The organism is Dermatophilaceae bacterium Soc4.6 (assembly GCA_039889245.1).
In the GTDB taxonomy this organism is placed as follows: domain Bacteria; phylum Actinomycetota; class Actinomycetes; order Actinomycetales; family Dermatophilaceae; genus Lapillicoccus.
In genome coordinates this window covers 2,894,831-2,919,506 of record JAZGVH010000002.1, presented here as the reverse complement: position 1 = coordinate 2,919,506, position 24,676 = coordinate 2,894,831, and the positions used below count along the sequence as shown (strand labels likewise).

Sequence of the window (24,676 nt, the reverse complement as noted above, 5' to 3'; positions counted from 1 at the left end):
CCTTCCCGGCGCCGTACGCTGCCCGCGTGAGCTCCAGCCTCGTCGTCGCCGCGCTTGCGGCGCTCGTGGTGCTCCTCGTCGTCGGGTTCGTGCTGCTGCTGCGCCGGCGGCGCTTCGTCGCCGAGGTCGACCGAGCGACCTACGAGACCCTGCACTCGGCCAGCCTGGCGGCCCGGCACCTGCGTGGTGGCCTGACCCCCGAGGCGGCGGCAAAGGCGACCCGGCAGCTGCGCCCGATGCTCGGCAGCCGCGCCATCGCGCTCACGGACCCGACGGCGGTGCTCGCGTGGGACGGGGTCGGCGCGCACCACGGCCCCGATCTGATGCGACACGCCGGCCCGGTGCTCACCGGCGGGGACACCGTCGTGCTCGGTGAGGGCGACGTCACCTGCGGCGATCCCGACTGTCCCATCCGCTCGGGGGTCCTGGCTCCCGTCACCGCGGACGACCACGTCGTCGGGGTGCTCGCGGCCTACGGCCCGTCGGTGTCCACCGGTCTGGTCAGAGCCACCGAGGAGCTGGCTGCCTGGATCTCGACCCAGGCCGAGCTCGCCGCCCTCGAGCGCCAGCGCACCCACCTCATGGAGGCCGAGCTGCGGGCCCTGCGGGCGCAGATCTCGCCGCACTTCATCTACAACTGCCTCAGCGCCATCGGGTCCTTCGTGCGCACCGACCCCGACCGGGCCCGCGAGCTGATCCTCGAGTTCGCCGACTTCACCCGCTACGCCTTCCGCCGCGGCGGTGCCTACACGACCCTGCGCGACGAGCTGCGCAACATCGAGCGCTACCTGGTGCTCGAGCAGGCGCGCTTCGGTGACCGTCTCGTCGTGCAGCTGGTCATCGCCCCCGAGGTGCTGGCGGTCGCGGTTCCCTTCCTCGCCGTGCAACCGTTGGTGGAGAACGCGGTTCGTCACGGGCTCGAACGCAAGGCGGGAATCGGCCACGTGAGCATCACGGCGCTCGACCTGGGGCAGGAGGCCGAGATCACGATCGAGGACGACGGGGTCGGCAGCGACCCGGAGGTGATCCGCGCCGTGCTCGCCGGAGAGAGCGACGCCGACAGCGTGGGGCTCGGAAACGTCGACGCCAGGCTGCGCCAGGCGTACGGTGACCGCTACGGTCTCGTCGTCGAGACCGCACCCGGCGCGGGCACCAAGGTGACCTTCAGGGTGCCGAAGTTCACTCCCGGCGTGCGCGTCGAGAACTAGACCCGAGGGGATCATGCCCGGTATGCCGTCGCCGTCGACCACCTCCGCGGGCCCCACGGGAGTCGCTCGCCTCACGGTGCTGGTCGTCGACGACGAGGCCCCGACGCTCGCCGAGATCACCTACCTGCTCGGTCAGGACCCCCACGTCGGTGAGCTCCTGACGGCCACCTCGGGCACCGAGGCGCTGCGCGTGCTGGAGGGCACCGCCGTGGACGTCGTCTTCTGCGACGTGTCGATGCCCGGGCTCGACGGGCTCGACCTGGCGCGCGTGCTGGCGCGCTTCGCCCAGCGACCCCAGGTGGTCTTCGTCACGGCCTACGACGAGCACGCCGTCGACGCCTTCGACCTGGCCGCGACCGACTACGTGATGAAGCCGATCCGCGAGGCGCGCCTCGCGGAGGCCGTGAGGCGCGTGGTGAACCGGCGCAACGGAGGCGAGCCCGAGGCCCCGCGCGAGCCCGAGGACGAGACCATCCCCGTCGAGCTCGCCGGGGTCACGACGTTCGTCCAGCGCAGCCGCATCCGCTACGCCACCGCCCACGGCGACTACGCCAGGCTCCACACCGACGAGGGCTCGCACCTCGTGCGCATCTCGCTCAACTCACTCGAAGAGCGCTGGGGGCCAGTGGGTTTCGCGCGGATCCACCGATCGACGCTCGTGTCCCTGGCCCACGTCAGCGCCGTCGCCATGGACGGTGGTCGGTGCACCGTGCGCGTAGGCGAGATCGACCTGCAGGTGAGCCGGCGGCACACCCGGGAGCTGCGCGACCGGCTGCTGCGCCCGACCCCGCGCTGAGGCGACCCGTGACCGACCTCGGCGCCCCCGATCCCCCTCCCCCGCTCGACCCCGACCCCGCACCGCCGCGCCGGGTCCGGGTGACGTCGCCGCGCCGTGACGCCCGTCGGCCAGTGGCCCGGCGGCCGGCCAGCCAGGAGCTGGTCGAGCAGACCGCGCTCGGCGAGGTCTACCTCTCGGCGCTCCTGCGGGCGCAGCTGCGACTGTCCCTCGGGATCCTGCTCGGAGTCGGCGTCGTGGTGCTGGGGCTCCCCGCGCTCCTGGTCCTCTCCCCCGGCCTGCGGGCCGTGCACGTCGGCCCCCTCCCGCTGCCCTGGCTGATCATCGGGGTGCTCATCTACCCCCTCGTCGCCCTCGCGGCCCGCGTCTACGTGCGGCAGGCCGGGCGCATCGAGCGCGAGTTCGCCGACCTGATGACGCACCGATGACCCCCCGATGAGGTCACCCGCTGGCGTGGCCGCGATCAGCCTGGTCTGCCTCGTCACCGTCGTGATCGGCGCCTTCGGGCTGCGCCTGTCGCGCACGACGAGTGACTTCTACGTCGCCGGCCGCAGCGTCTCGGCACGCTGGAACGCCTCGGCCGTCAGTGGCGAGTACCTCTCCGCCGCGTCGTTCCTCGGCGTCGCCGGCCTCGTCTACTCCCTCGGCGCCGACATGCTCTGGTTCCCGGTGGGATACACCGTCGGCTACCTCGTGCTCCTCGTGCTGGTGGCGGCCCCACTGCGCCGGTCTGGCGCCTACACCCTGCCCGACTTCGCCGAGCTGCGACTGTCGTCGCGCGGGGTCCGGCTCCTCTCGTCGGCTCTGGTCGTCGGGATCGGGTGGCTCTACCTGCTGCCGCAGTTCCAGGGCGCCGGGTTGGCCCTCTCGGCCGTGACGGGGGCGCCGCCACGGCTCGGTAACCTGATCGTGGCCCTCGTGGTCCTGGCCAACGTCGTCGCCGGCGGGATGCGCTCGATCACCCTCGTGCAGGCGGTGCAGTACTGGATCAAGCTGACGGCGATCTCGGTGCCGGCCTTCGTGCTGCTGGCGGTCTGGCTGCGGGCCGGACAACCCGGGCCACCCTCGGGCGCCGGGTGGGACGCCGCCTTCGCCGGCTTCGGCGCGCGCGACCACCCGACCTACGCCACCTACAGCACGCTGCTCGCCCTCTGCCTCGGCACGATGGGGCTGCCCCACGTGCTCGTGCGGTTCTACACCAACCCCGACGGCACGGCCGCGCGCCAGACGACCGTCATCGTGGTCGCCCTGCTCGGGCTCTTCTACGTGTTCACTCCTGTCTACGGCGTGCTCGCCCGCGTCTACGTCCCCACCCTCCCCACCGGGGTGCGAGCGGATGCCGTGACGCTCCTCCTGCCGTCAGCCATGGTCCCGGGGGGTCTGGGGGGACTGCTGTCGGCCGTCCTCGCGGGCGGCGCCTTCGCCGCCTTCCTCTCCACCGCATCCGGCCTGACCATCTCCGTCGCCGGGGTGATCGACCAGGACCTGCTGGGGCCGCGGCTGCACCGCGCCACCGGCAGTGACCTGCGCGGCATCCAGTCCTTCCGCCTGGCCGCGGTGCTCGCGGTCGTCGTGCCGTATGCCGGCAGCCTCCTGACGATCAACACCAGCCTGGCCGACACGGTCGGCCTCGCCTTCGCGGTGGCCGCGTCGACGTTCTGCCCGCTCCTCATCCTGGGCGTCTGGTGGCGCCGCCTGTCGGTGCCCGGGGCGGCGGCGGGGCTGGTCACGGGCGGCGTGCTCGCCCTGGCCGCGACCTTCACGTCGGTCACGGGTCTCGGCCGCTCGTGGGGTGGGGGCTGGGTCACTGCCCTGCTCGCCCAGCCCGCCGCCTGGACGGCCCCGATCGCCTTCCTCGTCACGGTGATCGTGTCGCTGGCGACCCCCGGCGGGATCCCGCGCAACAGCCTCCAGACGCTGGCTCGCCTGCACTCCCCGGAGGACCTCCAGAGTCCCGCCCACCCGTTCGGCGCGTGACCCAGACCACTCGGCGCGCCCACCGGGCCCACTCACCGAACACCCCTTCCGCCTGCCGCGCAACATCTTCCGCGGGTCGGCCACGGGACCCACGATGGCGTCAGCGCCCGGGGATCCTGGTGCCTACTCGACCCGACATCACCACTGGAGGTGGTCCGTGAGCAACGACGCTCAGGGCAGGACCGTTGACACCACGGACTACGAAGCAGTCCAGGCGTCCCCGGAGTTCACCGAGCTGCGACGCCGGTTCCGCGCGTTCGTCTTCCCCCTCACCGGCGGCTTCCTCGCCTGGTACTTCCTCTACGTCGCCTGCGCCGCGTTCGCGCCCGGCTTCATGGCGCACAAGCTCGTCGGCAACATCAACGTCGGGCTGGTCTTCGGTCTGCTGCAGTTCGTGTCCACCTTCGCCATCACCATCTACTACGTGCGCTGGGCCGACCGGGTCTTCGACCCCGCGGCCGACGCCATCGCCGCCACGATCGAGAGGGACGCCCGATGAGCGCCGCCTTCCCCGCCGTCCTTCCCGCCGCGACCCAGGTGGGCAACCCGGCCGTCAACATCACGATCTTCGCCGTCTTCGTCGTCGTGACCATCGGCATCGTGCTGCGTGCCTCGGGCAGCAACAAGACGGCCGCCGACTACTACGCCGGAGGTCGCGCCTTCACCGGTCGCCAGAACGGCATCGCGATCTCGGGCGACTACCTGTCGGCGGCGTCCTTCCTGGGCATCGCGGGCGCCATCGCCATCAACGGCTACGACGGATTCCTCTACTCCATCGGCTTCCTCGTCGCCTGGCTCGTGGCCCTGCTGCTCGTCGCAGAGCTGCTGCGCAACACCGGCCGCTTCACGATGGCCGACGTGCTGAGCTTCCGCCTGCAGCAGCGCCCGGTCCGGATCGCGGCTGCCATCTCGACCATCGTCGTCAGCTTCGTCTACCTGCTGGCCCAGATGGCCGGCGCGGGCGGCCTCGTCTCGCTGCTGCTGGGCATCAGCAGCAGCGCCGGGCAGAACCTCGTCATCGTGCTCGTCGGCGTCATCATGGTCGGCTACGTGCTCATCGGCGGGATGAAGGGCACCACCTGGGTGCAGATCGTCAAGGCCACCCTGCTGATCATCGGGGCCTTCGTCATGGCCGTCTGGGTGCTCGGAAAATACGGTTTCAACCTCTCGAGCGTCTTCCAGGGTGCCGTCGACAAGAGTGGCAGCGAGGCGATCCTCAACCCGATGAAGCAGTACGGCAAGAGCACCACGACGAAGATCGACTTCATCTCGCTGTCGCTCGCGCTCGTGCTCGGCACCGCCGGCCTGCCCCACGTCCTCATGCGCTTCTACACCGTGCCGACCTCCAAGGAGGCCCGCAAGTCGGTCGAGTGGGCCATCTGGATCATCGGTGGCTTCTATCTCATGACCCTCGTCCTCGGCTACGGCGCCGGCGCGCTCGTCGGGGCCAAGGCCATCAGCGCCGCACCGGGCAAGGTCAACTCGGCGGCGCCGCTGCTGGCCTACCAGCTCGGTGGCACCTTCCTGCTCGGGATCATCGCCGCCGTGGCCTTCGCGACGATCCTCGCCGTGGTGGCGGGCCTGACGATCACGGCGAGCGCCAGCTTCGCCCACGACGTCTACGGGCAGGTCATCAAGAAGGGCCAGATCTCGGCCGACTCGGAGGTGCGGGTCGCCCGCATCTCAGCCGTCGTGATCGGGCTCGTCGCCATCGTCGGTGGCATCTTCGCCAACGGACAGAACATCGCGTTCCTCGTCGCCCTCGCCTTCGCCATCGCGGCGAGCGCCAACCTGCCGACCATCCTGTACTCGCTGTTCTGGAAGCGGTTCAACACCCGCGGCGCGCTGTTCAGCATGTACGGAGGCCTGCTCACCGCCCTCGTCCTGATCATCTTCAGCCCGGTCGTCTCCGGCAAGAAGAACCCCGACGGCACGTCGGCGGCGATGATCAAGGACGTCGGTATCGACTTCCACTGGTTCCCGCTCGACAACCCCGGGCTGATCTCGATCCCGATCGGCTTCCTGCTCGGCTGGGTCGGCACGGTCACCTCGCGTGAGTTCAACGCCCGCAAGTACGCCGAGATGGAGGTGCGCTCCCTCACCGGCAGCGGCGCCGAGACGGAGGCCGTCAGCCACTGACGGGGACCGTCGTCGGCCGCCCGAGCTGCACCACTCGCCGTGCACCCGGGCGGCCGAGGCGTCACCATGGAGGTGCCCGCTGTGCGTCCGACCACCCTGCAGGAGCCCCTCGTGACCCCGACCCTGCTGCTGCATCGGCGCCGGACAGTGCTCGTCACCCTCGCGATCGCCGCGCTGACGGCCGTGCCGATGTCGTCGTCGGCCGGGACCCGGGCCGGCGCCTCGCCCGAGGCTGGCGCCTCGGCCGCAGCACCCGCGGGGGTGGCGAGCCGGTCGACGCCGGCGCCGATCGTGACACCCGACGGGCTCCTGATGAGCTATGTCGTCAACGCGACGGTCGACGGTCCCCAGGACATGGCGGCGGTGCAGCAGGCCGTGGTCGACGCGGGTGGGGTCGTGGTGGCGGCCTGGCCCCAGATCGGCGTCGTCGTCGCCCACTCCTCCCGCAGGCTCTTCCGCTCCCGCGTCGTGAGCCTGTCCAGTGGCACGGTCGGGTCGGCTGCGCCCACCCGCACGGTGTCCGTCAGGGAGGGGACGCCCCGCGGGGCCGCGCCGACGTGGTCGCCGGCGCCGGCCACCGCGGTCAGGCCCACGGCCGCCCCGGCCGCGCCGACACCCGACCCGCGCGAGCCCGAGCAGTGGGACCTGCGGATGATCGGCGCCGACACCGCCCACGACACCACCGACGGGTCGCCCGCCGTCGTCGTCGGGGTGCTCGACAGCGGCATCGACGCCAGTCACCCCGACCTGGCACCCAACATCGACGCGGCCGACTCGGTCAACTGCACCGACGCCGGTCGCCCCGACACCTCGGCCACCGGCTGGCTCCCCACGAACAGTGCTCACGGCACCCACGTGGCCGGCACGATCGCCGCCGCCCGCAACGGGATCGGCATCGTCGGTGTGGCACCGGGCGTGCGCCTCGCCTCGGTCAAGGTCGTCAACGACGACGGCCTGATCTATCCGGAGTACGCGATCTGCGGGTTCGTCTGGGCCGGGCTGCGGGGCATGACCGTGACCAACAGCAGCTTCTACGTCGACCCTTTCGAGTTCTACTGCGACGACCGCCCCGAGCAGGCCGTGCCGGCCGAGGCTCTGCGTCGGGCGGTGGCGTGGTCGACGGCACAGGGCGTGGTCCACGCGGCAGCGGCCGGCAACTCCTCGGTCGACCTGGCTCACCCGACCATCGACCTGCACAGCCCCGACGACGGCACGGCGGTGGCCCGCACCCTCAACAAGACGTGTCACGACCTGCCCGCCGAGCTGCCCGGCGTCGCCGCCGTGTCCGCCCTCGAGCGGGTCGGCTCCTCGCTCAACGGCACACTGGCGTCCTACTCCAACCGGGGCAAGGGCGTCATCGACGTCGCTGCCCCGGGATCGGCGATCCTGTCGACGCTGCCGGGCAACGGCTACGGCACCCTGAGCGGCACCTCGATGGCGTCGCCGCACGTGGCCGGTGTGCTGGCCCTCATGGCGTCGGTCCACCCGGGCGCCACCCCGGCGCAGCTGCTCGGCTGGCTGGCCGACCAGGCTGACGCGAAGTCCTGCACCCCGAGCCCGGGCGGCCCCGCCTGCCTCGGCCGCACCACCCTCAACTCCTTCTACGGCAACGGCGTCGTCGACGCTGCGTCGGCGGTGCGCTGAGCCCGGGTCGACCGGGCCCGTCGCGCGGTGAACCCGCTGGCCCAGACCAGCAGCACCAGAGCCGACAGGACCACGAGCAGCCGCAACGGACCCACCTCGTCGGCGGTCCTGGCCAGGACGGCCTGGGCCGTCAGCGCCGCGTCGACCACGGGGTCGCTCGTGCTCCCGCCACCCAGCACCCGCAGCTCGTAGACGCCGTACCAGGCGACGTAGACTCCGGCGAGCAGCAGCAGCAGACCGCTCGCCCGTCCGACCACGGCGGTCAGCCGACGCATCCGCCGCACGAGGGTGGAGCGGGCGGTGGCGACCGCCACGGCGAGGACGGCGACGAGCAGGCCCATGCCCGCGGCATACGCGAGGACGACGAGCAGGGCGGGCCCGAAGCCCCCCGCCCGGGTGGTCGAGGCGAGCACGGCGAGGAACGGGCCGACCGTGCACGAGAGGGAGGCCAGCGCGTAGCCGACGCCGTGGCCGACCATCGACCATCGACCGGACCCCGGACGCGCCGACCTGGCTGGTCCATGACCCCATCCTGCGGGACCGGTCCGAGCGGCGGGGGGCGACCGGTCTTACGAGAGGGTGACGTCCGGCCAGCCGTGGTGCTGGGTCAGGTGGGTCTCGACCCGGGCCACGTCGTCCTCCGAGGGCAGCTCGTCCGTGATCTTCGAGATCCCGACGGCGATGTCCGTGGCGCTGCCGGAGGGGTAGCGGGTCGCGATCTCGAGCGCGACCGTCGCCACCTCGTCCTGCGTCAGGCGCCGCCGCAGCAGGGCCAGCACAGGGATGTAGTCCTTCGCGGGGATGCCCGACGGATAGCCTGCGACGAGCCAGTCGATGACCCCTCGGAGCCGGTCGTTGAGCGGCATGCGTCCGTCCTACCTGGCCACGAAGGTCGGGTAGACATGCGCGAACGAGACCGCCTTGCCGAAGCCCAAGGCCACGACGATCGTGATCCCGAGGGCCACTCCGACGAGGACCACGAGGAAGCAGAGCACGCCGAGCGCGCGGCCGACGGGGTGGGGACGGGCAGAGACGTCGACCTCCGCCGTCCCTCCCTGCCCGTAGGCCATCGAGCGGATGCCGACCGCGAAGACCAGCGGCAGGCCGGCGCCGAGGGCGAGGCTGACGAGCAGCACCTTCCACGACCCCTGCAGGGCCAGGACGAGCTGGCTCACCGGGCCACCGCCTTCTCGCGGGCTGCGCTGACGGCGGGCTCGGGCAGCTCCCACGCGTCGTTGACGTTGCCGGAGTCCACGGGCTGCCGGCGGGCGCGCACGTAGATCGCCGAGGCAAGGCCGACGAGCACCAGGAAGACGACGACGGCCCCGGCCAGCCCACCGACGAGGTGCCCGAGCCACCACATCGCGGCCCCGACGACCGCAGCGGCAGGCAGGGTGATCAGCCAGGCCGCGACCATGCGCAGCGCGACGTTCCACCGCACCTGCGCCCCCTTCCGCCCGAGGCCGGTGCCGAGGATCGAGCCCGTGGCGACGTGGGTGGTCGACAGGGCGAAGCCGAGGTGGCTGGAGGCGAGGATCACCGCGGCGGAGGCGCTCTCGGCGGCGACGCCCTGCGGCGGGGCGATCTCGACCAGCCCCTTGCCCAGGGTGCGGATCACCCTCCAGCCGCCGATGTAGGTGCCCGCCGAGATCGCCAGCGCACAGACGAGCTTGACCCAGAAGGGGATGCTCTTCGTGTCGCTCCAGTGCCCGCTGCCGATCAGGGCGAGGGTGATCACGCCCATCGTCTTCTGCGCGTCGTTGGTGCCGTGGGCGAGCGAGACGAGCGAGGCGCTGCCGATCTGGCCCCAGCGGAAGCCGCTGTCGGTGAAGCGCTGGGCCACCCCGACGGTCACCCGGTAGACCAGCCAGGTGCCGGTCGCGGCGACGAGGCCGGCGATGAAGGGAGAGGCGAGCCCCGGCAGGATGACCTTGCCGACCACGCCGTCGAGCTTGGTGCCGGTGCCGACCCAGTGGACCCCGCTCAGGCCCAGGGCCGCGATGGCTGCGCCGATGAGTCCGCCGAAGAGGGCGTGGGACGACGACGACGGGATGCCGAGCAGCCAGGTCAGCAGGTTCCACACGATGCCCCCGACGAGACCGCAGAGCACGATCAGCAGCAACGAGTAGCCACCGTCGGCAGTGAGCTCGGGCAGCGGCCGACCCGCCTTGTCCTGGATGTTGATGACGGCGTTGGTCACCGTGAGGGCCACCTCGACGGAGAGGAACGCGCCCACGAGGTTGAGGGCACCGGAGAGGCCGACCGCGACCTTCGGGGTGAGGGCACCCGTGGCGATCGAGGTGGCCATGGCGTTGCCGGTGTCGTGGAAGCCGTTGGTGAAGTCGAAGGCGAGGGCCGTCACCACGACCAGCGCGAGGATGACCGTGGCTGATGTCATGGGGCCAGTGTGTCGGTGATCCACACCGTCGACCGACCCAGGAGTGTCTTGTTCAACTGCTGTTCACCCGACCAGCTCGCAGTACGAGCGGTCAGGCGCGCTTCCTCGCGTCGAGCGCCGCCTGCCGCTTGGCCTCGCGGGCTGCCTCGCGCCGCTGCAGCGACTCCTCCTCGAGCTGGCTGGCGACCTCCCGGGTCGGGGCGTCGCCGCCGCGCACGGCCGGCACCCACCAGCGGTCGCCGGCGTCGCGCGGGTCCTGGGGGTAGTCCTCCATCGCCTGCTCGAGCAGCGTCGCGAGGCGCGCGCGCAGCTCGGCGGTCACGGCATACGGGTCGGCGTCGGGGCCGGGGTGCATCGGCTCGCCGATGAGCACGGTGACCGCGGTGCCACGGCGCAGGCTCCATCGCGGCCCGGTGGTCAGCAGCCGCTGCGACCCCCACACGACGACCGGTAGCAGCGGCACCTGCTCCCAGACCGCGATCGCCGCCGCGCCGGCCTTGGCCCCCTTGATCGTGAAGGAGCGGCTGATCGTGGCCTCGGGAAAGACACCGACGAGCTCGCCCGCGCGGGCGGTGCGCACCCCGGTGCGCAGCGCCGCCACCCCGTTGCTGCGGTCGACCGGGATGTGCCGCATGGCACGCATGACCGACCGCACGACGGGCGGGTCGAAGACCGCCTCCTTGGACATGAAGCGCACCCATCGTCCGCGGCGTCGTCCCGCCCGGCCGACGAAGGTGAAGTCGAGGTACGAGACGTGGTTGCTCGCGAGCACCGCACCGCCCTCGCGGGGGATGTGCTCGTCGCCGCGCACGGTGAAGCGCACGCCGAGCAGCCGGAAGAGCGCGGTGACCGCCCCGTTGACGACCCAGTAGGTGACGTCTCTCATACCCCACCATCCGTTGCCGCACGGTCGGTCGGTTTGGCCTGCCCGTTGGTCGAGGATTTCACCCCGCTCGACGGGTGTCACCCCCACCCCCCTTGAATGCCGTGCGGTGCAGGGAGTTGAGTGGGGGCAGACCCACCCCGCACCGATGCCCGGAGGATGCCCGTGTCCAGCCAGACCCTCGAGAACCTCAGCCACGAGGACCGCTCCTTCCCACCCGATCCGGCGTTCACCGCACAGGCCAACGGCACGCAGGCGATGTACGACGCGGCCGCCGCCGACTACGAGGGCTTCTGGGCCGACCAGGCGCGCAGCCGGATCTCGTGGAGCAAGGACTTCACGAGCGTGCTCGACTGGAGCAACGCGCCCTTCGCCACGTGGTTCGAGGACGGCGAGCTCAACGCGGCCTACAACTGCGTCGATCGCCACGTCGAGGCCGGCCACGGCGACCGCGTCGCCATCCACTTCGTCGGCGAGCCCGAGGGCGACACCCGCGACATCACCTACGGCGAGCTGCAGGTCCTGGTGATGAAGGCGGCCAACGCCTTGACCGACCTCGGCGTGACGAAGGGCGACCCGGTCGCCATCTACCTGCCGATGATCCCCGAGGCGGCGGTGGCCATGCTGGCCTGCGCCCGCATCGGCGCCCCGCACTCGGTCGTCTTCGGCGGCTTCTCGGCCGAGGCGCTCAACACCCGCATCCAGGACGCCGGCTGCAAGGTCGTCATCACCGCTGACGGCGGCTACCGCCGCGGCGCCCCCTCGGCGCTGAAGCCGGCGGTCGACGCGGCCCTCGCGAAGGCGCCCACGGGCGTCGAGCACGTGCTGGTGGTCAAGCGCACCGGGCAGGACGTCGCGTGGACCGACGTCGACATCTGGTGGGACGACGCCATGGAGAAGGCCGCCGACACCCACGAGGCGAAGGGCATGGAGGCCGAGCACCCGCTCTTCATCCTGTACACCTCGGGCACCACGGGGAAGCCGAAGGGCATCTTCCACACCACTGGCGGCTACCTCACACAGGTGGCCTACACCAACGCCGTCGTGCACGACGTGCACCCCGAGACGGATGTCTACTGGTGCACCGCCGACGTCGGCTGGGTCACCGGGCACTCCTACATGATCTACGGCCCGATGGCCAACGGTGCCACCCAGGTGATGTACGAGGGCACCCCCGACACCCCGCACCAGGGCAGGTGGTGGGAGATCATCGAGAAGTACAAGGTGACGATCTTCTACAGCGCCCCCACCGCGATCCGCACGTGCATGAAGTGGGGCGAGTCGATCCCCGCCAGGTTCGACCTGTCGTCGATCCGCCTGCTCGGCTCGGTGGGTGAGTCGATCAACCCCGAGGCGTGGATGTGGTACCGCCGGGTCATCGGCGCCGACCAGGCGCCCATCGTCGACACCTGGTGGCAGACCGAGACCGGCGCGATCATGATCAGCCCGCTGCCGGGAGTGACCGCGCTCAAGCCCGGCTCGGCCCAGAGGGCCATCCCCGGCATCTCGGTCGACGTCGTCGACGACGAGGCGAAGTCGGTGCCCGACGGTGGTGGCGGCTACCTCGTCATCGACAAGCCGTGGCCCGCGATGCTGCGCGGCATCTGGGGTGACCCGGAGCGCTACCGGGAGACCTACTGGTCGCGCTTCGACAACCTCTACTTCGCCGGTGACGGCGCCAAGCGCGACGAGGAGGGCAACATCTGGCTCCTCGGCCGGGTCGACGACGTCATGAACGTCTCCGGCCACCGCCTATCGACCACCGAGATCGAGTCGGCCCTGGTGTCGCACCCGAAGGTCGCCGAGGCCGCGGTCGTCGGGGCGGCCGACGCGACGACCGGCCAGGCGGTCTGCGCCTTCGTCATCCTGCGCGGCGACGCCGTCGAGCTGGCCGACCAGCCCGGCGAGGGCGAGAAGCTGGTGCAGGAGCTGCGGGGTCACGTCGCCACCGAGATCGGCCCGATCGCGAAGCCGCGGCAGATCATGATCGTCAAGGAGCTGCCCAAGACGCGCTCCGGCAAGATCATGCGCCGGCTGCTGCGCGACGTCGCCGAGAACCGCGAGGTCGGTGACGTCACGACCCTCGCCGACTCGTCGGTGATGGACCTGATCAAGAGCGGCGCCAGCTCGGCTGGCTCCGAGGACTGAGGCGCCTCCTCCGACCGACGACCGCCACCCGCCCGGGTGGCGGTCGTCGTGCACGCCGGGGAGGTGGGGGCGCGGTCGAGGTGAGGGTCGGAGTGGGTGAGGTGGGGGATGACCGGCAGGCCCCGACGAGGTGGGGCTACCGCCGGCGGCCCCGCGGTCGCAGCCGCACCGACGGCATCGGCGGGGCGGCGAGCCGCTCCCCGCCCGGGTAGTCGACCTCGCCGAAGCGGGGGTCTCCCCCGGCGTTCCACTGATCCCGCGCCGCCACCACCTCGTCGTGGGTGCGGGCGACGAAGTTCCACCACATGACGATCTCCTCGTCGAACGGCGCGCCCCCGAGCAGCAGCACCCGGGCGTCAGGCGACAGGGTGACCTGCACCGAGGCCCGGTCGGTTCCCCAAAAGAGACCCTGCCCCACCCCGACGGTCACGCCGTCGACGGTCACCTCTCCCGCCATGGGCGCCAGCAGGTGCTCGTAGGCCGCATCGAGCCGCAGGCTCGCCACCGCCTCGCCCCCGCCACCCGCCGACGCCGGCACGAGCTCGACCCCCATGAGCGGGGTGAACCCCCACTGCGGACCCCTCACCCCCGCGAGGTCGCCGGCGAAGACGCTCACCCGGACCCCCTCGACGACCGCCTGCGGCGCCGGCTCGTGCAGCGTGAACGTGCGCGGCGTCCGGCGCTCCGACTCGGGTAGGGCCACCCACAGCTGCGCGCCGTGCAGCACCGACTCCTCCGAGTCTGCCGACTCGACCACCACGTCCTCGGCGTGCGCGATCCCGTCCCCCGCGGTCATCACGGCCACCCGCCCCGGCACCACGTCGGCGACCGAGCCGAGCGCATCGCGGTGACGCACCCGCCCTGACGCCAGCCAGCTCACGGTCTGCAGACCGGTGTGGGGGTGCGGAGGCACGTGCATCGCCTCGCCGTCGGCGACCGGTCGCGGTCCGAAGAGGTCGACGAAGCACCAGGCCCCCACCATCCGCCGCTCCCGGTGCGGCAGCAGCCGCAGCACCTCGCTGCGGGGGCTGATCCACGCGTGCACGCCGTCGAGCACCAGCAGCACACGCTCGTCGGCGCCACCCATCGACTGCTCCCTCCCCGCACGGCGAGCGCTCGGCGTCCCGCCTCCTTCCGAGCAACGGTAGCCCCGAGTGACGAGTAGGCTGGGGGCCTGGTGTGCCGGGAAGTCTGGTCGGCGAGCACGGGGCGCGCTCACGCGAAGCGCCCCACGTCCTGATCGACCCGTGATGACGCCGGTCGGCCCGCACTCCCGCGAAAGGCCCGTCATGCCCGACGACCGCCCGAACGACCAGCCCACCTCGCCCGACACCTCCGAGTCCGCCGAGTCCGCCGAGTCCGCCGACTCGACGGCAGCGGCGGCGGTGCAGGCAGTCGTCCCGGCTCCCGTGCGCCGCCTCCTCAGCCGCGGCTCCTGGCCGGAGGCGCACTACGTCGCGGGCGCCCTGCGCACCGAGACCGTCGGCGGCGCCCTGCTCCTCGGGGCGGCCGTCGTCGCCCTGGTGTGGGTCAACACCCCGTGGCACACGGCATACGAGAGCCTCCGCGAGCTGACCTTCGGCCCCGCCGCACTGCACCTCGACCTCAGCCTGTCGACGTGGGCGGCCGACGGCCTGCTGGCCGTCTTCTTCCTCGTGGCGGGCATCGAGCTCAAGCGCGAGTTCGTCACCGGCGACCTCTCCGACCGCACGCGGGCGGCCCTGCCCATCGCCGCCGCCGTCTGCGGCGTCGCGCTGCCCGCCCTGCTGTATGCCGCCACCGTCGCCCTCTCGGGCGGCTCCGCCGAGCAGCTGCGCGGCTGGGCGATCCCCACGGCGACCGACATCGCCTTCGCGCTCGCCGTGCTCGCGGTGCTCTCGACCCACCTGCCGTCGGCCCTGCGCAGCTTCCTGCTGACCCTCGCGGTGGTCGACGACCTGATCGCGATCACGATCATCGCGATCTTCTACACCGACAGCGTCGACGTCCTCGCCCTCGGCCTGGCGGTCATCCCGCTGGCGGTCTTCACCGGGATGCTGCGCCTGGGCTGCCGCTCGCCCCGGCTGCGGGCGGTGCTGCACCACCCCGTGCTGCTGGCCGTCCCCGCACTCCTCGCGTGGGGCCTGGTCCACGCCTCAGGGATCCACGCGACCGTCGCGGGCGTGCTGCTGGGGCTGCTGGTGCCCGTGAGCCGCGACCACGCCGGCAGTGAGGGCCACACCCTCGCCGAGACGATCGAGCACCGGCTGCGTCCCTTCTCGGCCGGCGTCGCCGTGCCGGTCTTCGCCTTCGTGGCCGCCGGCGTGCGGGTCGTGGGCGGCGGCTTCACCGACTCGATCACCGACGTCGTGGCCATCGGCGTGGTCGTCGGGCTGGTGGTCGGCAAGGCGGTCGGCATCCTCGGCGGCACGTGGCTCTTCGCCCGCTTCACCCGGGCCGAGCTCGACGACGACCTCGCGTGGAGCGACGTCGCCGGGCTGTCGCTCCTGTCCGGCGTGGGGTTCACGGTCTCGCTGCTCATCGGTGAGCTGGCCTTCGGTCCGGGCTCACCCCAGGACGAGCACGCTCGGCTCGCCGTGCTCGTCGGCTCGGTGCTGTCGGCCCTGCTGGCCACGGCGGTGCTGCGGCGGCGCAACCGCCACTACCGGCTGGTCCACGAGCGGGAGAACGAGGACCTCGACGGCGACGGGATCCCCGACGTCTACATCCGGACCGCACCCTCGGCCGGACTTCGTTAGGCTCGCCCGGTGAGCACCGACCAGCAGACCGTCCCGGGCAACGACCGCACCGAGCCCAACCAGCGCAGCATCGGTCAGCTGGTGGCGCAGACCACCCAAGACCTGCGCAGCCTCGTCGCGCAGGAGATCGCGCTGGCCAAGCTCGAGGTGACCGACGGGCTGGCCCATCTCAAGACCGGCGCCCCGCTGCTCGCGGTCGCGGGCTTCTTCGCGCTCTTCGCGCTGGGCTTCCTGCTCACCGCGGCCGCCTGGGCCCTCGCCCTCGTGGTCGAGACCTGGCTCGCCTTCCTCATCGTGGCCGTGGCGCTGCTGCTCGTCGCCGGCATCGCGGCCGCCCTCGGCATCCGCGCGCTCAAGCAGGTCAACCCCAAGCCCGAGAAGGCCATCGCCGGCGTCGGCCAGACGGTCGAGGCCCTCAAGAGCGCCCAGCGCTCGGGCGTCGAGCACGCGGCGGCCCTGCCCCCGTCGCGCAGCGAGGTCGCCCTGCAGCCGCGCAACGGCGCGGGTGGCGCCTGAGCCCCGTCCGGGTCGCTCACGGGTCGCTGGCGAGTCGCGCGTGAGCTGCCCATGAGCGTCTCGGGCAGCAACGACGCCGCCTCCGTCCTGCTGCCCGGCCCCTGGCAGCACCGTTTCGTCTCCGCTGGCGGCACCCGCTTCCACGTCGCCGAGATCGGCGAGGGCCCGCTCGTGCTGCTGCTGCACGACTTCCCGCAGTTCTGGTATGCGTGGCGCCACCAGCTGACGGCCCTCGCCGATGCCGGCTTCCGCGCCGCCGCGATGGACCTGCGCGGCTTCGGGGCCTCGGACAAGCCGCCACGCGGCTACGCCACCTACGCCGGTGCGGCCGACGCGGCGAGGGTCGTGCGCGCCCTCGGGGAGGAGGAGGCCGTCGTCGTGGGGCAGGGCCTCGGCGCCTTCATCGCGTGGACGATGCCGACCCTGCAGCCCGGGGTGGCCCGTGCGGTGGGCGCGCTGTCGATGCCCCATCCGCGCGTGATCCGTCGGGCCTCCTTCCTCGACCCGCGCCAGCGCCGGGCCAGCGGCTACGTCCTGGCCCTGCAGCGGCCCTTCGGGCCGGAGCGCGAGATGACCCGCGACCACGCCTACGTCGAGGGTCTGCTGCGCTCCTGGGCCTCGCCGAGCAGCGACTTCCCCACCACCGACGACGTGCAGCGGTATGCCGACGCGATGGCCCTGCCCTTCGTCGCCCACTCCGCGGCCGAGCACTACCGCTGGTTCGGTCGCAGCCAGCTGCGCCAGGACGGGCCGTTGTTCAACCGCCGCATCAAGCCCCCGGTCGACGTGCCGGTGCTGCTGCTGCAGGGCCGCGACGACGGCTGCGTCGTCGCCCGGGCCACCCACCGCCGCTCCCGCCGCTACGCCGCCGGCGCCTACGAGGAGCACCTGATCGCCGGGGCCGGGCACTTCCTCAGCGAGGAGGCACCGGCCCAGGTCTCGCAGCTGCTGGTCGACTGGCTGCGCCGACTCGAGCCCTGACGGGTCGGTCCGTCAGCCCGCGGCGCAGGACCCGGTCGACACGGGCTGCTGCGCCGTCGCGGCCCGGGACAGGACGGGCTGGGCCTCCGCGAGGGTGAGCGCGTAGCCGGTCGTGTCGTCGTCGAGCGACTTGGCGAAGACGATGCCGACGACCCGGCCCGAGGTCGACAGCAGTGGCCCCCCGCTGTTGCCGGGCTCGACCCGGGCATACAGAGAGTAGATCTCGCGGTCGATGCCGGGCTGGCCGTAGATGTCGGAGCCGCGAGCATCGAGCACTCGCCGCACACGGGCGGAGTCGAGCCGGTAGGGCCCGTCGAGGGGGAATCCGGCGACCACGGCCGTGGCGCCGCCGTCGAGGTCGCTGCCGAGGGCGAGCGCCGGAGCCGGAAGCCCCGGCACCGCGAGCACCGCGAGGTCGCGCTGGGCGTCGAAGACGACGACGGTCGCGGCATACGCGCGTCCGACACCGCCGATCTTGACCGAGGGTGCCTGCATACCGGCGACGACGTGGGCGTTGGTGACGACCCGCCCGGCGGCGGCGACCCAGCCGCTGCCCTCCTGGCCGCGGCTGCAGGCCTGGGCGACCCCGGTGATCTTGACGACCGAGGCCGATGCCGCGCGCACCGCGGGGGTCGCCCCCGCGGTCGCGTCGGGCGGCTGCACCGGAGCGATCGGCTCGGGCGAGAGGCCGTCGAAGACCCGGGGGAAGCCGCTGCTGTCGAGCGTCGAGCGGAAGCCGGCGAAGAGGCGCCCGGTCTGGGGGGGCACGATGCGGTCGATGGCCCCCAGCACCCGCGACTCGCCGATGGCCCGGGCCAAGGGGGCGGGGGCGGCCGGGCGCAGCGCGCCGGCGACGAACCACAGCAGCACCGCGACCGCCGACACGACCGCCAGGGCGCCCAGCATCGAGTCGAGGGTCTTGACCGACTTCCACCGCACCCGCGAGCGCACCCGGGCGCCCAGCTGCACCATCACGCCCTGCCCGACCGAGGCGATGACGAAGACCCCCACCACGAGCGCGACGACCCGCACGACCTCGTGCTCCTGCACCCAGGTCGACTGCTGCAGCAGCGGCGGCAGCAGCCACAGCGCGAGCGCCCCGAAACCGAGGAAGCCCAGCAGTGACAGCGCGCTCACGACCAGGCCCTGCCGCCAGCCGTTGACGGCGTAGGCCAGCAGCCCGAGAGCCAGGACGATGTCGATCAGCGTGCCGCCGGTCATCAGCGCCTCCAAGTGAATCGGTCGGGCAGGGGGCGGGTGTCACCGCGGTCCCAGGGCCGCTCGAGCCCGGCGAGGGTGAGGGCCTTGGTCACCAGCCCCGCGGTGAAGCCCCACAGGAGCAGGTCGTCGCCGAGGTCGACCGCCGGCCCGCTGTAGCCCGACGGGTGGACGACCGTGTGCCGCACGGCCGGGTCGGTGAGGTGGCTCACCGGGGCGAGGATGACGGTCGCGACCTCGCCGGGGTCGCCGACGCCGACCGGTGAGGGCTCGCGCCACCACCCGACGACGGTCGTCACGACGTGGCCCGAGGGCGGGAGGAAGAGCGCCGGCAGGGTGCCGAGCACCTCCACCCCCGCCGGGTCGAGCAGCACCTCCTCGTAGGCCTCGCGGAGCGCAGTCGCCACGACGTCCGTGTCGACGGGGTCGGCGCCTCCGCCCGGCAGCGAGATCTGACCGGGGTGGGAGCGCATGGTGTGACTGCGCTCGGTGAGCAGCACGCTGTCGACCCCGTCGGCGTCCGGGCCGAAGAGCAGCAGCACCGACGACTGGCGCAGGCCGTCGTCGTCGTCGGGCGGCAGGAAGCGGCTGAAGAACTCCGGGTCGACCTGCGCGGCGGCGGCCATCAGGGTGTCGAGGTAGGCGGGGTGCGCGAGGGGTGGGGCACCGGGGGGCGCGGCATACGGCCGGAGGGACTCGCCGTGGCGGGCCAGCGTGGGGGTGGGGCTCACCCTGTGGCCCCCGCCGGAGCCGGGTGAGCCGGGTGAGCTGGCTGGGCCTGAGCGGCAGCGACGAGGGCCGCCCGCTCGTCCTCGCGGCCGGGGGCCAGCTCGTAGGCGAGCAGCCGCGCGGCCCGGTCGGGGTCGGTCTCGCCGACGGCGGAGGACGGGCACAGGCGCGCGACCGGGCAGGCCCCGCAGGCCGGCTTCCTGGCGTGGCAGGTGCGGCGGCCGTGGAAGATCATGACGTGGGACATCATCGTCCAGTCGGCCCTCGGGATGAGGTCTCCGAGGGCCTGCTCGACCTTGACCGGGTCGTCGAGGTCGGTGAGCCCGAGGCGGCGGGCCAGGCGCCCGACGTGGGTGTCCACCGTGATGCCGGGCACCCCGAAGGCGTCGCCGAGCACGACGTTGGCGGTCTTGCGGCCGACACCGGGCAGGGTGACGAGGTCGGCCAGCCGGCCGGGCACCTCGCCGTCGAAGCGCTCGAGCAGCGCCGCCCCCAGCTTGAGCAGCGAGTCGGTCTTGGCGCGGAAGAAGCCGGTGGAGGCCACGATCGTCTCGAGCTCGGTGCGGTCGGCCGCGGCGTAGTCGGCGGCCGTGCGGTAGCGCGCGAAGAGGGTCGGGGTGACGAGGTTGACCCGCGCGTCGGTGGTCTGCGCCGAGAGGATGGTCGCCACCAGCAGCTCGAGCGGGGTGCTGAAGTCGAGCTCGCAGTGGGCGTAGGGGTAGTGGGCGTGGAGCGTACCCACGATCCGCCGGGCGCGGCGCTTGCGGGCGAGCGGGGACTCCTCCGCCGGGGCCGGGGCGTCGGGCGTCGCCGGGCGGCGTCGGCGCGGGGAGGGGGTCGGCACCGGGTCAGCCTACGGCGGTTGCCTCCGAGGTCCCGTCACGCCTGCGGCACCGGCGGGACGCCTCATGGCACACTGAGCGCCGTGGACCATGACGTCGTGCGGCGAGCGCCGCTGTTTGCTGCCCTCGACGACGAGGCGGGCTCGGCCCTGCTCTCCGGGATGAGCACCGTGCGGATGGAGCGCGGCGACGTGCTCTTCCGCGAGGGCGACCCCGGGGACACGCTCTACGTGATCGGCGAGGGCAAGGTCAAGCTCGGCCGCACCAGCCCCGACGGCCGGGAGAACCTCATCGCCATCCTCGGGCCGGGCGAGATGTTCGGCGAGCTCAGCCTCTTCGACCCGGGCCCGCGCACGATGACCGCCACCGCCGTCGCCGAGGTGCAGCTGATGGGGCTCGGCAACGAGTCGCTCACCGGCCTGCTCAGCGGTCGCCCCGAGGTGAGCAAGGCGCTGCTCGCGGCCCTCGCCCAGCGGCTGCGGCGCACCAACGAGCACCTGGCCGACCTCGTCTTCACCGACGTGCCCGGCCGCGTGGCCAAGGCCCTGCTCGACCTGGCGACCCGCTTCGGCCGGCCGGTCGAGAACGGCGTCATGGTCAGCCACGACCTCACCCAGGAGGAGCTGGCCCAGCTGGTCGGGGCGTCCCGCGAGACGGTCAACAAGGCCCTCGCCGACTTCGCCAGCCGCGGGTGGCTGCGCCTCGAGGCGCGCGCCGTGCTGCTGATGGACGTCGAGCGGCTGCAGCGTCGGGCCCGCTGAGCGTCGCTCTCCCGGGGGTGGCGTTTTACCCCGCTGCGCAACGGGGTGAAACGTCGCTCCATACGGCGAGGTTCTACCCCGGAGTCGGGGACGCGACCTTCTACCCCGCTGTTCCGGGGTAGAACCTCGCTCTTAACAGCGACGTTCTACCCCCCTACGCAACGGGGTAAAACGCCCAGCGCCCGCACCCGAACACCTACGCCGAACGGGCACCCCGACGGCCGCCGGCCCGCGCCTTGAGGTAGTCGGCGACGACGTAGGACCCGAGATCTCCCAGCTCGGGGGTGAAGACCCGACCCCCGTTGCGTCGCGCCACCGAGTCGACGAACCGGGCCAGACCCGGGTCGTCGCCGAGCAGGAAGAAGTTCAGCGCAGCGCCGAAGCGGGTCATCGCGTCGACCTCGGCCACGGTGGCGCGCACGGTCTGCGGGGTGGTGGGCCAGTGGAACACCGGTGACCCGTCCGACTCCAGGTGGGCCGTGGGCTCGCCGTCGGTCACGACCAGCACGACGGGCTCCAGCTCGGGGTGCCGGCGCACGTGCCGCCCGGCGAGCATCAGCGCGTGGTGCAGGTTGGTGCCCTGGATCCACTCGGGCTCGACCTGCGCGAGCTGCATCGCGGTCAGCGGCCGCGCCACCCGGTTGAAGCCGATGATCTGCAGGGCGTCCTGCCGATAGCGGGTCGAGATCAGGTGCGCGAGCGCGAGGGCGGTCTGCTTCATCGGCCCCCAGCGGTCCTCCTGGATCATCGAGAAGCTGAGGTCGACGCACAGGGCCACGGCCGCGCCCGAGCGCCGGGTGGTCTCGGCGACGGCGAAGTCCTCGACGTCGAGCCGCACGCCCGTAGGCCGCAGTGCACCCAGCGCACCCGCGGCACCAGTGGCACCCCTCGCGCCCCCACCGGCGGAGCGCAGCACGGCGTTCTGCACCGTGCGCACCGCGTCGATGGGCCGCTCGTCACCGAAGGTCCACGGCAGGAAGGCGCCGGTGCGCTCCTCGGCCGCCCCGGAGTGCGGGTCCTGGTGTGCTCCCGAGCCGCCGGCCTCGAGGTGCGCGAAGATCTGCTTGAGCGCCGTCTCACCGATGCGCCGCAACGCCTTCGGGGTGAGCGTCAGCCCGTCGTCGCCCTGCTGCAGGTAGCCCTGCCGCTCGAGCTCGCGCTGCAGGTCGCGCAGCGCGGCGACGTCGCGCACGGTCGCCTGGGGCAGCTGCCGCTCGAGGGCGTCGACGTCGAGGTCGTCGAGCGAGCCCGGGCCTCCGGCGTGGGACAGCTGCGACTCCAGCGCCTCGATGTCGGCGAGGTCGGCCACCGCGCCGACGGCGTCGGAGAGCCCGAGCGGCTGCCCGCCGCGGATCTGGCCGGGCCGTCCGCGCCCGGTGAACATCCCCGGCCGCAGCGCCCGCAGGTTGTCCGACAGGGCGCCCATCTCGGCCTCGAGACCGGCGTCCTGCAGGGCCTGCTGCATCAGCTGGGCGAGCTCGTCGCGCTGCTGCGCAGACAGCGACTCCATCATCCGCTGCGCGGCCGCCTGACGTCGGGCAAGTGAGTCGATGAGCTCGTCGACGTCCTGCGGGTCGTCGGGGAAGAAGTCACCGTGCCTGGCCATGAAGTCGGCGAACTGCTCCGGTGTGTCGTCGCCGCGCGAGTGGGCGGTGAGCAGCTGGTTGAGGTCGGCCATCATGTCCTTGACCGCCTGCATCGCGGCCGGGTCCTGCCCCGACAGCGCCTGCTTCATCCCCTCGAACTGTGCGTCGAGCACCTCGTTCCGCAGCAGGTCCATCGCGCGCTGGTACGCCTCCTGACCCTCGGCGCTGGCCCACTGGTAGTCGCTGAGGGCCTTCATCATCCCGGCCGTCTCGTCCGGCAGGGTGTCGAGCTCCATCTCCTTGAAGCGGGCGTCGTCACCGTCCTTGCCGGCCAGGAACTCCTGCTCGGCCCGGATGCCGCGGTCCAGCTCCTCGCGCACCTGCTTCATCGTGCCGCCGAGGTCACCCCGCCGCTCGACCTCGCGACGCCGCTTGGCCAGCTGGCGGCGCAGCTCGTCGAGGCCCGGCCGCTCGCCGACTCCCCTCTGCAGCAAGCGTTCCATCGCCTCGCGCATCGACGAGCCCGCCATGACGTCCTGGCCGAGCTCGTCGACTGCGGCGCGCACGTCGAAGGGCGGGGCCAGCGGGTCGGCCCCGCCGTCCCAGGAGCCGTAGCGGTAGCGACCGCGTCGCGACGGGCTCATCGGGTCAGCTCCCGTAGATCGTCTGGCCGTCGGCCTCGACCTTGGACAGCCGGCGGGTCAGGTGCAGACCCTCGAGCACGAACTCCACTGCTGCGGCGACCTGCCCGGGTGAGACCGTCTCCTCGTCGACCCCCAGTCGCTCGAGCACGAGCGCCAGACCGGGCGTCGTGCCGATCTGCTCGAGCACGGTGGCGGCGGGCACGAGGTCGCCGGTCTCGACGGTCGAGCCGTCCTCGAAGTGCGCGGTGAAGCCGGCGAGGTCGGCGCTGCCGATCCGCGCGCGGAAGGTGCCGGCCGTGGCCAGCCGCAGCAGGTGCCCGACGACCTCGAGCTCGCGCCCCTCCTCGCCCATCTCGAACTCGACCTTGCCACGCAGGGTCGGCAGCACGTCACCGAGGTCGCCGATACGCGCCACGGCGTCGGCCTCCCCCGTCATGGCTGAGCGGCGCAGGGCACTGGCCGCGGTGGCCTCGGCGGCGGCGATCGCGAAGCGGGCCGACACGCCCGAGCGCTGGTCGATCGACGACGACCCCCGCAGCTGGTGCACGAGCCGGGCGATGACCTCGACCACGTGGGCCGGCACCAGGGCGACCAGGTCGGCCTCCTGGCGGATGAGCGCGATCTCCTGCTCGAGGTCGTCGAGGTAGTGCGTGCGCACCTCAGCACCGAAGCGGTCCTTCAGCGGCGTGATGATGCGCCCGCGGTTGGTGTAGTCCTCGGGGTTGGCCGAGGCGACGACGAGCATGTCGAGGGGCAGCCGCACGGCATACCCGCGCACCTGGATGTCGCGCTCCTCCAGCACGTTGAAGAGGGCGACCTGGATGCGCTCGGCGAGGTCGGGCAGCTCGTTGAGGGCGAAGACGCCCCGGTGGCCGCGCGGGAGCAGGCCGTAGTGGATCGTCTCGGGGTCGCCCAGGGTGCGGCCCTCGGCGACCTTCGTGGGGTCGACGTCACCGACAAGGTCGCCGACGGAGGTGTCGGGGGTCGCGAGCTTCTCGGTGTAGCGCTCGTCGCGGTGGCGCCACACGACGGGCACGTCGTCGCCGTCGGAGGCCACGAGCGCCTTGCAGCGCGCGCAGATCGGGCCGAGCGGCTCGTCGTGGATCTCGCAGCCGGCGATCTCGGGCGACCACTCGTCGAGGAGGCCGACGATGGTGCGCATGAGCCGGGTCTTGCCCTGGCCGCGCTCGCCGAGGAGCACGAAGTCGTGTCCTGCCAGCAGGGCCCGCTGCACGTCGGGCAGCACGGTGTCGTCGAAGCCGACGATGCCGGGGAAGGCGTTACCACCGGCGCGGAGGGTCCCCACGAGGTTGGCGCGGATCTCCTCCTTGACGGTGCGGGCGGTGTAGCCGCTGTCGCGCAGCTGACCGATGGTGGCGGGAGTCGGGTGCGTGCTGGAGGTGTCGACCACCTCATGACGATACGTCCGGTCCCCAGCCGTGCCAACCGTGCTGGCGCGCAACGACCT

At 72.6% G+C, this 24,676-nt stretch carries 23 protein-coding genes; 12 read left to right on the top strand and 11 right to left on the bottom strand.

Going from position 1 to position 24,676, the window contains the following annotated elements:
* Nucleotides 1-26 precede the first annotated feature (26 nt).
* From V3N99_13630 to V3N99_13600, 7 genes are all read left to right on the top strand, one after another.
* The gene (locus tag V3N99_13630; GenBank protein MEO3937780.1) at nucleotides 27-1,208 is read left to right on the top strand and encodes a histidine kinase; all 1,182 of its coding nucleotides are present in this window, start codon (nucleotides 27-29) and stop codon (nucleotides 1,206-1,208) included.
* A 22-nt stretch (nucleotides 1,209-1,230) separates the two neighbouring features.
* Complete coding sequence (locus V3N99_13625) at nucleotides 1,231-2,004, top strand: LytTR family DNA-binding domain-containing protein (protein MEO3937779.1); 774 nt, start codon at nucleotides 1,231-1,233, stop codon at nucleotides 2,002-2,004.
* Nucleotides 2,005-2,012: 8 nt separating this feature from the next.
* A complete protein-coding gene (locus V3N99_13620) occupies nucleotides 2,013-2,432 on the top strand; it encodes a hypothetical protein (GenBank protein MEO3937778.1) in 420 nt (139 codons plus the stop codon).
* Nucleotides 2,433-2,439: 7 nt separating this feature from the next.
* Nucleotides 2,440-3,981 (top strand): cation acetate symporter, encoded by a 1,542-nt coding sequence (locus V3N99_13615; GenBank protein MEO3937777.1) that lies wholly within the window; start codon nucleotides 2,440-2,442, stop codon nucleotides 3,979-3,981.
* Nucleotides 3,982-4,138: 157 nt separating this feature from the next.
* Complete coding sequence (locus V3N99_13610) at nucleotides 4,139-4,480, top strand: DUF485 domain-containing protein (GenBank protein MEO3937776.1); 342 nt, start codon at nucleotides 4,139-4,141, stop codon at nucleotides 4,478-4,480.
* Nucleotides 4,477-6,120 (top strand): cation acetate symporter, encoded by a 1,644-nt coding sequence (locus tag V3N99_13605; GenBank protein MEO3937775.1) that lies wholly within the window; start codon nucleotides 4,477-4,479, stop codon nucleotides 6,118-6,120. The genes V3N99_13610 and V3N99_13605 overlap by 4 nt, the downstream gene beginning before the upstream one ends.
* Nucleotides 6,121-6,186: 66 nt before the next feature.
* Nucleotides 6,187-7,764, top strand: coding sequence for a S8 family serine peptidase (locus V3N99_13600; GenBank protein MEO3937774.1), 1,578 nt, complete (start codon nucleotides 6,187-6,189; stop codon nucleotides 7,762-7,764).
* On the opposite strand, the gene V3N99_13595 is transcribed toward V3N99_13600, so the two are convergent.
* From V3N99_13595 to V3N99_13575, 5 genes are all read right to left on the bottom strand, one after another.
* On the bottom strand, nucleotides 7,722-8,243 hold the full coding sequence (locus V3N99_13595) for a hypothetical protein (protein MEO3937773.1): 522 nt from the start codon (nucleotides 8,241-8,243) through the stop codon (nucleotides 7,722-7,724). The two genes, V3N99_13600 and V3N99_13595, sit on opposite strands and share 43 nt — an antisense overlap.
* A gap of 90 nt (nucleotides 8,244-8,333) precedes the next feature.
* Nucleotides 8,334-8,630, bottom strand: a complete 297-nt coding sequence (locus tag V3N99_13590; GenBank protein MEO3937772.1) for a DUF3349 domain-containing protein — start codon at nucleotides 8,628-8,630, stop codon at nucleotides 8,334-8,336.
* Between the two features lie 9 nt (nucleotides 8,631-8,639).
* The gene (locus tag V3N99_13585; protein MEO3937771.1) at nucleotides 8,640-8,939 is read right to left on the bottom strand and encodes a hypothetical protein; all 300 of its coding nucleotides are present in this window, start codon (nucleotides 8,937-8,939) and stop codon (nucleotides 8,640-8,642) included.
* Nucleotides 8,936-10,162: an inorganic phosphate transporter gene (locus tag V3N99_13580; GenBank protein MEO3937770.1), complete on the bottom strand. Its 1,227-nt coding sequence runs from the start codon at nucleotides 10,160-10,162 to the stop codon at nucleotides 8,936-8,938. Before V3N99_13580 ends, V3N99_13585 begins: the two co-directional genes overlap by 4 nt.
* Before the next feature lie 91 nt (nucleotides 10,163-10,253).
* Nucleotides 10,254-11,048 (bottom strand): lysophospholipid acyltransferase family protein, encoded by a 795-nt coding sequence (locus tag V3N99_13575; GenBank protein MEO3937769.1) that lies wholly within the window; start codon nucleotides 11,046-11,048, stop codon nucleotides 10,254-10,256.
* Nucleotides 11,049-11,210: 162 nt separating this feature from the next.
* Between V3N99_13575 and acs the strand changes: the two genes are divergently transcribed.
* Nucleotides 11,211-13,193: an acetate--CoA ligase gene (acs, locus tag V3N99_13570; protein ID MEO3937768.1), complete on the top strand. Its 1,983-nt coding sequence runs from the start codon at nucleotides 11,211-11,213 to the stop codon at nucleotides 13,191-13,193.
* 136 nt (nucleotides 13,194-13,329) lie between these two features.
* Here acs and V3N99_13565 read toward each other — a convergent pair whose 3' ends face one another.
* The gene (locus V3N99_13565) at nucleotides 13,330-14,280 is read right to left on the bottom strand and encodes a pirin family protein (GenBank protein ID MEO3937767.1); all 951 of its coding nucleotides are present in this window, start codon (nucleotides 14,278-14,280) and stop codon (nucleotides 13,330-13,332) included.
* Nucleotides 14,281-14,482: 202 nt separating this feature from the next.
* Here V3N99_13565 and nhaA point away from each other — a divergent pair, with 202 nt between their 5' ends.
* From nhaA to V3N99_13550, 3 genes are read left to right on the top strand one after another with little or no spacing between them, the layout of a single operon-like run.
* On the top strand, nucleotides 14,483-15,931 hold the full coding sequence (gene nhaA, locus V3N99_13560) for a Na+/H+ antiporter NhaA (protein MEO3937766.1): 1,449 nt from the start codon (nucleotides 14,483-14,485) through the stop codon (nucleotides 15,929-15,931).
* A gap of 9 nt (nucleotides 15,932-15,940) precedes the next feature.
* Entirely contained in the window at nucleotides 15,941-16,447 is a 507-nt protein-coding gene (locus V3N99_13555; GenBank protein MEO3937765.1) for a phage holin family protein, read from the top strand.
* Nucleotides 16,448-16,498: 51 nt separating this feature from the next.
* Nucleotides 16,499-17,428, top strand: coding sequence for an alpha/beta hydrolase (locus V3N99_13550; protein MEO3937764.1), 930 nt, complete (start codon nucleotides 16,499-16,501; stop codon nucleotides 17,426-17,428).
* 12 nt (nucleotides 17,429-17,440) lie between these two features.
* Here V3N99_13550 and V3N99_13545 read toward each other — a convergent pair whose 3' ends face one another.
* The 3 genes from V3N99_13545 to nth are packed head-to-tail and all read right to left on the bottom strand — an operon-like array spanning nucleotide 17,441 to nucleotide 20,219.
* The gene (locus V3N99_13545; protein MEO3937763.1) at nucleotides 17,441-18,649 is read right to left on the bottom strand and encodes a MarP family serine protease; all 1,209 of its coding nucleotides are present in this window, start codon (nucleotides 18,647-18,649) and stop codon (nucleotides 17,441-17,443) included.
* Nucleotides 18,649-19,377, bottom strand: a complete 729-nt coding sequence (locus V3N99_13540) for a CoA pyrophosphatase (GenBank protein ID MEO3937762.1) — start codon at nucleotides 19,375-19,377, stop codon at nucleotides 18,649-18,651. The genes V3N99_13545 and V3N99_13540 overlap by 1 nt, the downstream gene beginning before the upstream one ends.
* Nucleotides 19,374-20,219 carry an endonuclease III gene (gene nth, locus V3N99_13535; protein ID MEO3937761.1) on the bottom strand — a complete coding sequence of 282 codons (846 nt, stop codon included), beginning with the start codon at nucleotides 20,217-20,219 and terminating at the stop codon, nucleotides 19,374-19,376. The genes V3N99_13540 and nth overlap by 4 nt, the downstream gene beginning before the upstream one ends.
* Nucleotides 20,220-20,300: 81 nt before the next feature.
* Between nth and V3N99_13530 the strand changes: the two genes are divergently transcribed.
* The gene (locus V3N99_13530) at nucleotides 20,301-20,978 is read left to right on the top strand and encodes a Crp/Fnr family transcriptional regulator (protein MEO3937760.1); all 678 of its coding nucleotides are present in this window, start codon (nucleotides 20,301-20,303) and stop codon (nucleotides 20,976-20,978) included.
* A 196-nt stretch (nucleotides 20,979-21,174) separates the two neighbouring features.
* On the opposite strand, the gene V3N99_13525 is transcribed toward V3N99_13530, so the two are convergent.
* Both V3N99_13525 and V3N99_13520 read right to left on the bottom strand, forming a co-directional pair.
* Nucleotides 21,175-23,208 (bottom strand): hypothetical protein, encoded by a 2,034-nt coding sequence (locus V3N99_13525; GenBank protein ID MEO3937759.1) that lies wholly within the window; start codon nucleotides 23,206-23,208, stop codon nucleotides 21,175-21,177.
* Between the two features lie 4 nt (nucleotides 23,209-23,212).
* On the bottom strand, nucleotides 23,213-24,619 hold the full coding sequence (locus V3N99_13520) for a sigma 54-interacting transcriptional regulator (GenBank protein MEO3937758.1): 1,407 nt from the start codon (nucleotides 24,617-24,619) through the stop codon (nucleotides 23,213-23,215).
* Nucleotides 24,620-24,676 lie beyond the last annotated feature (57 nt).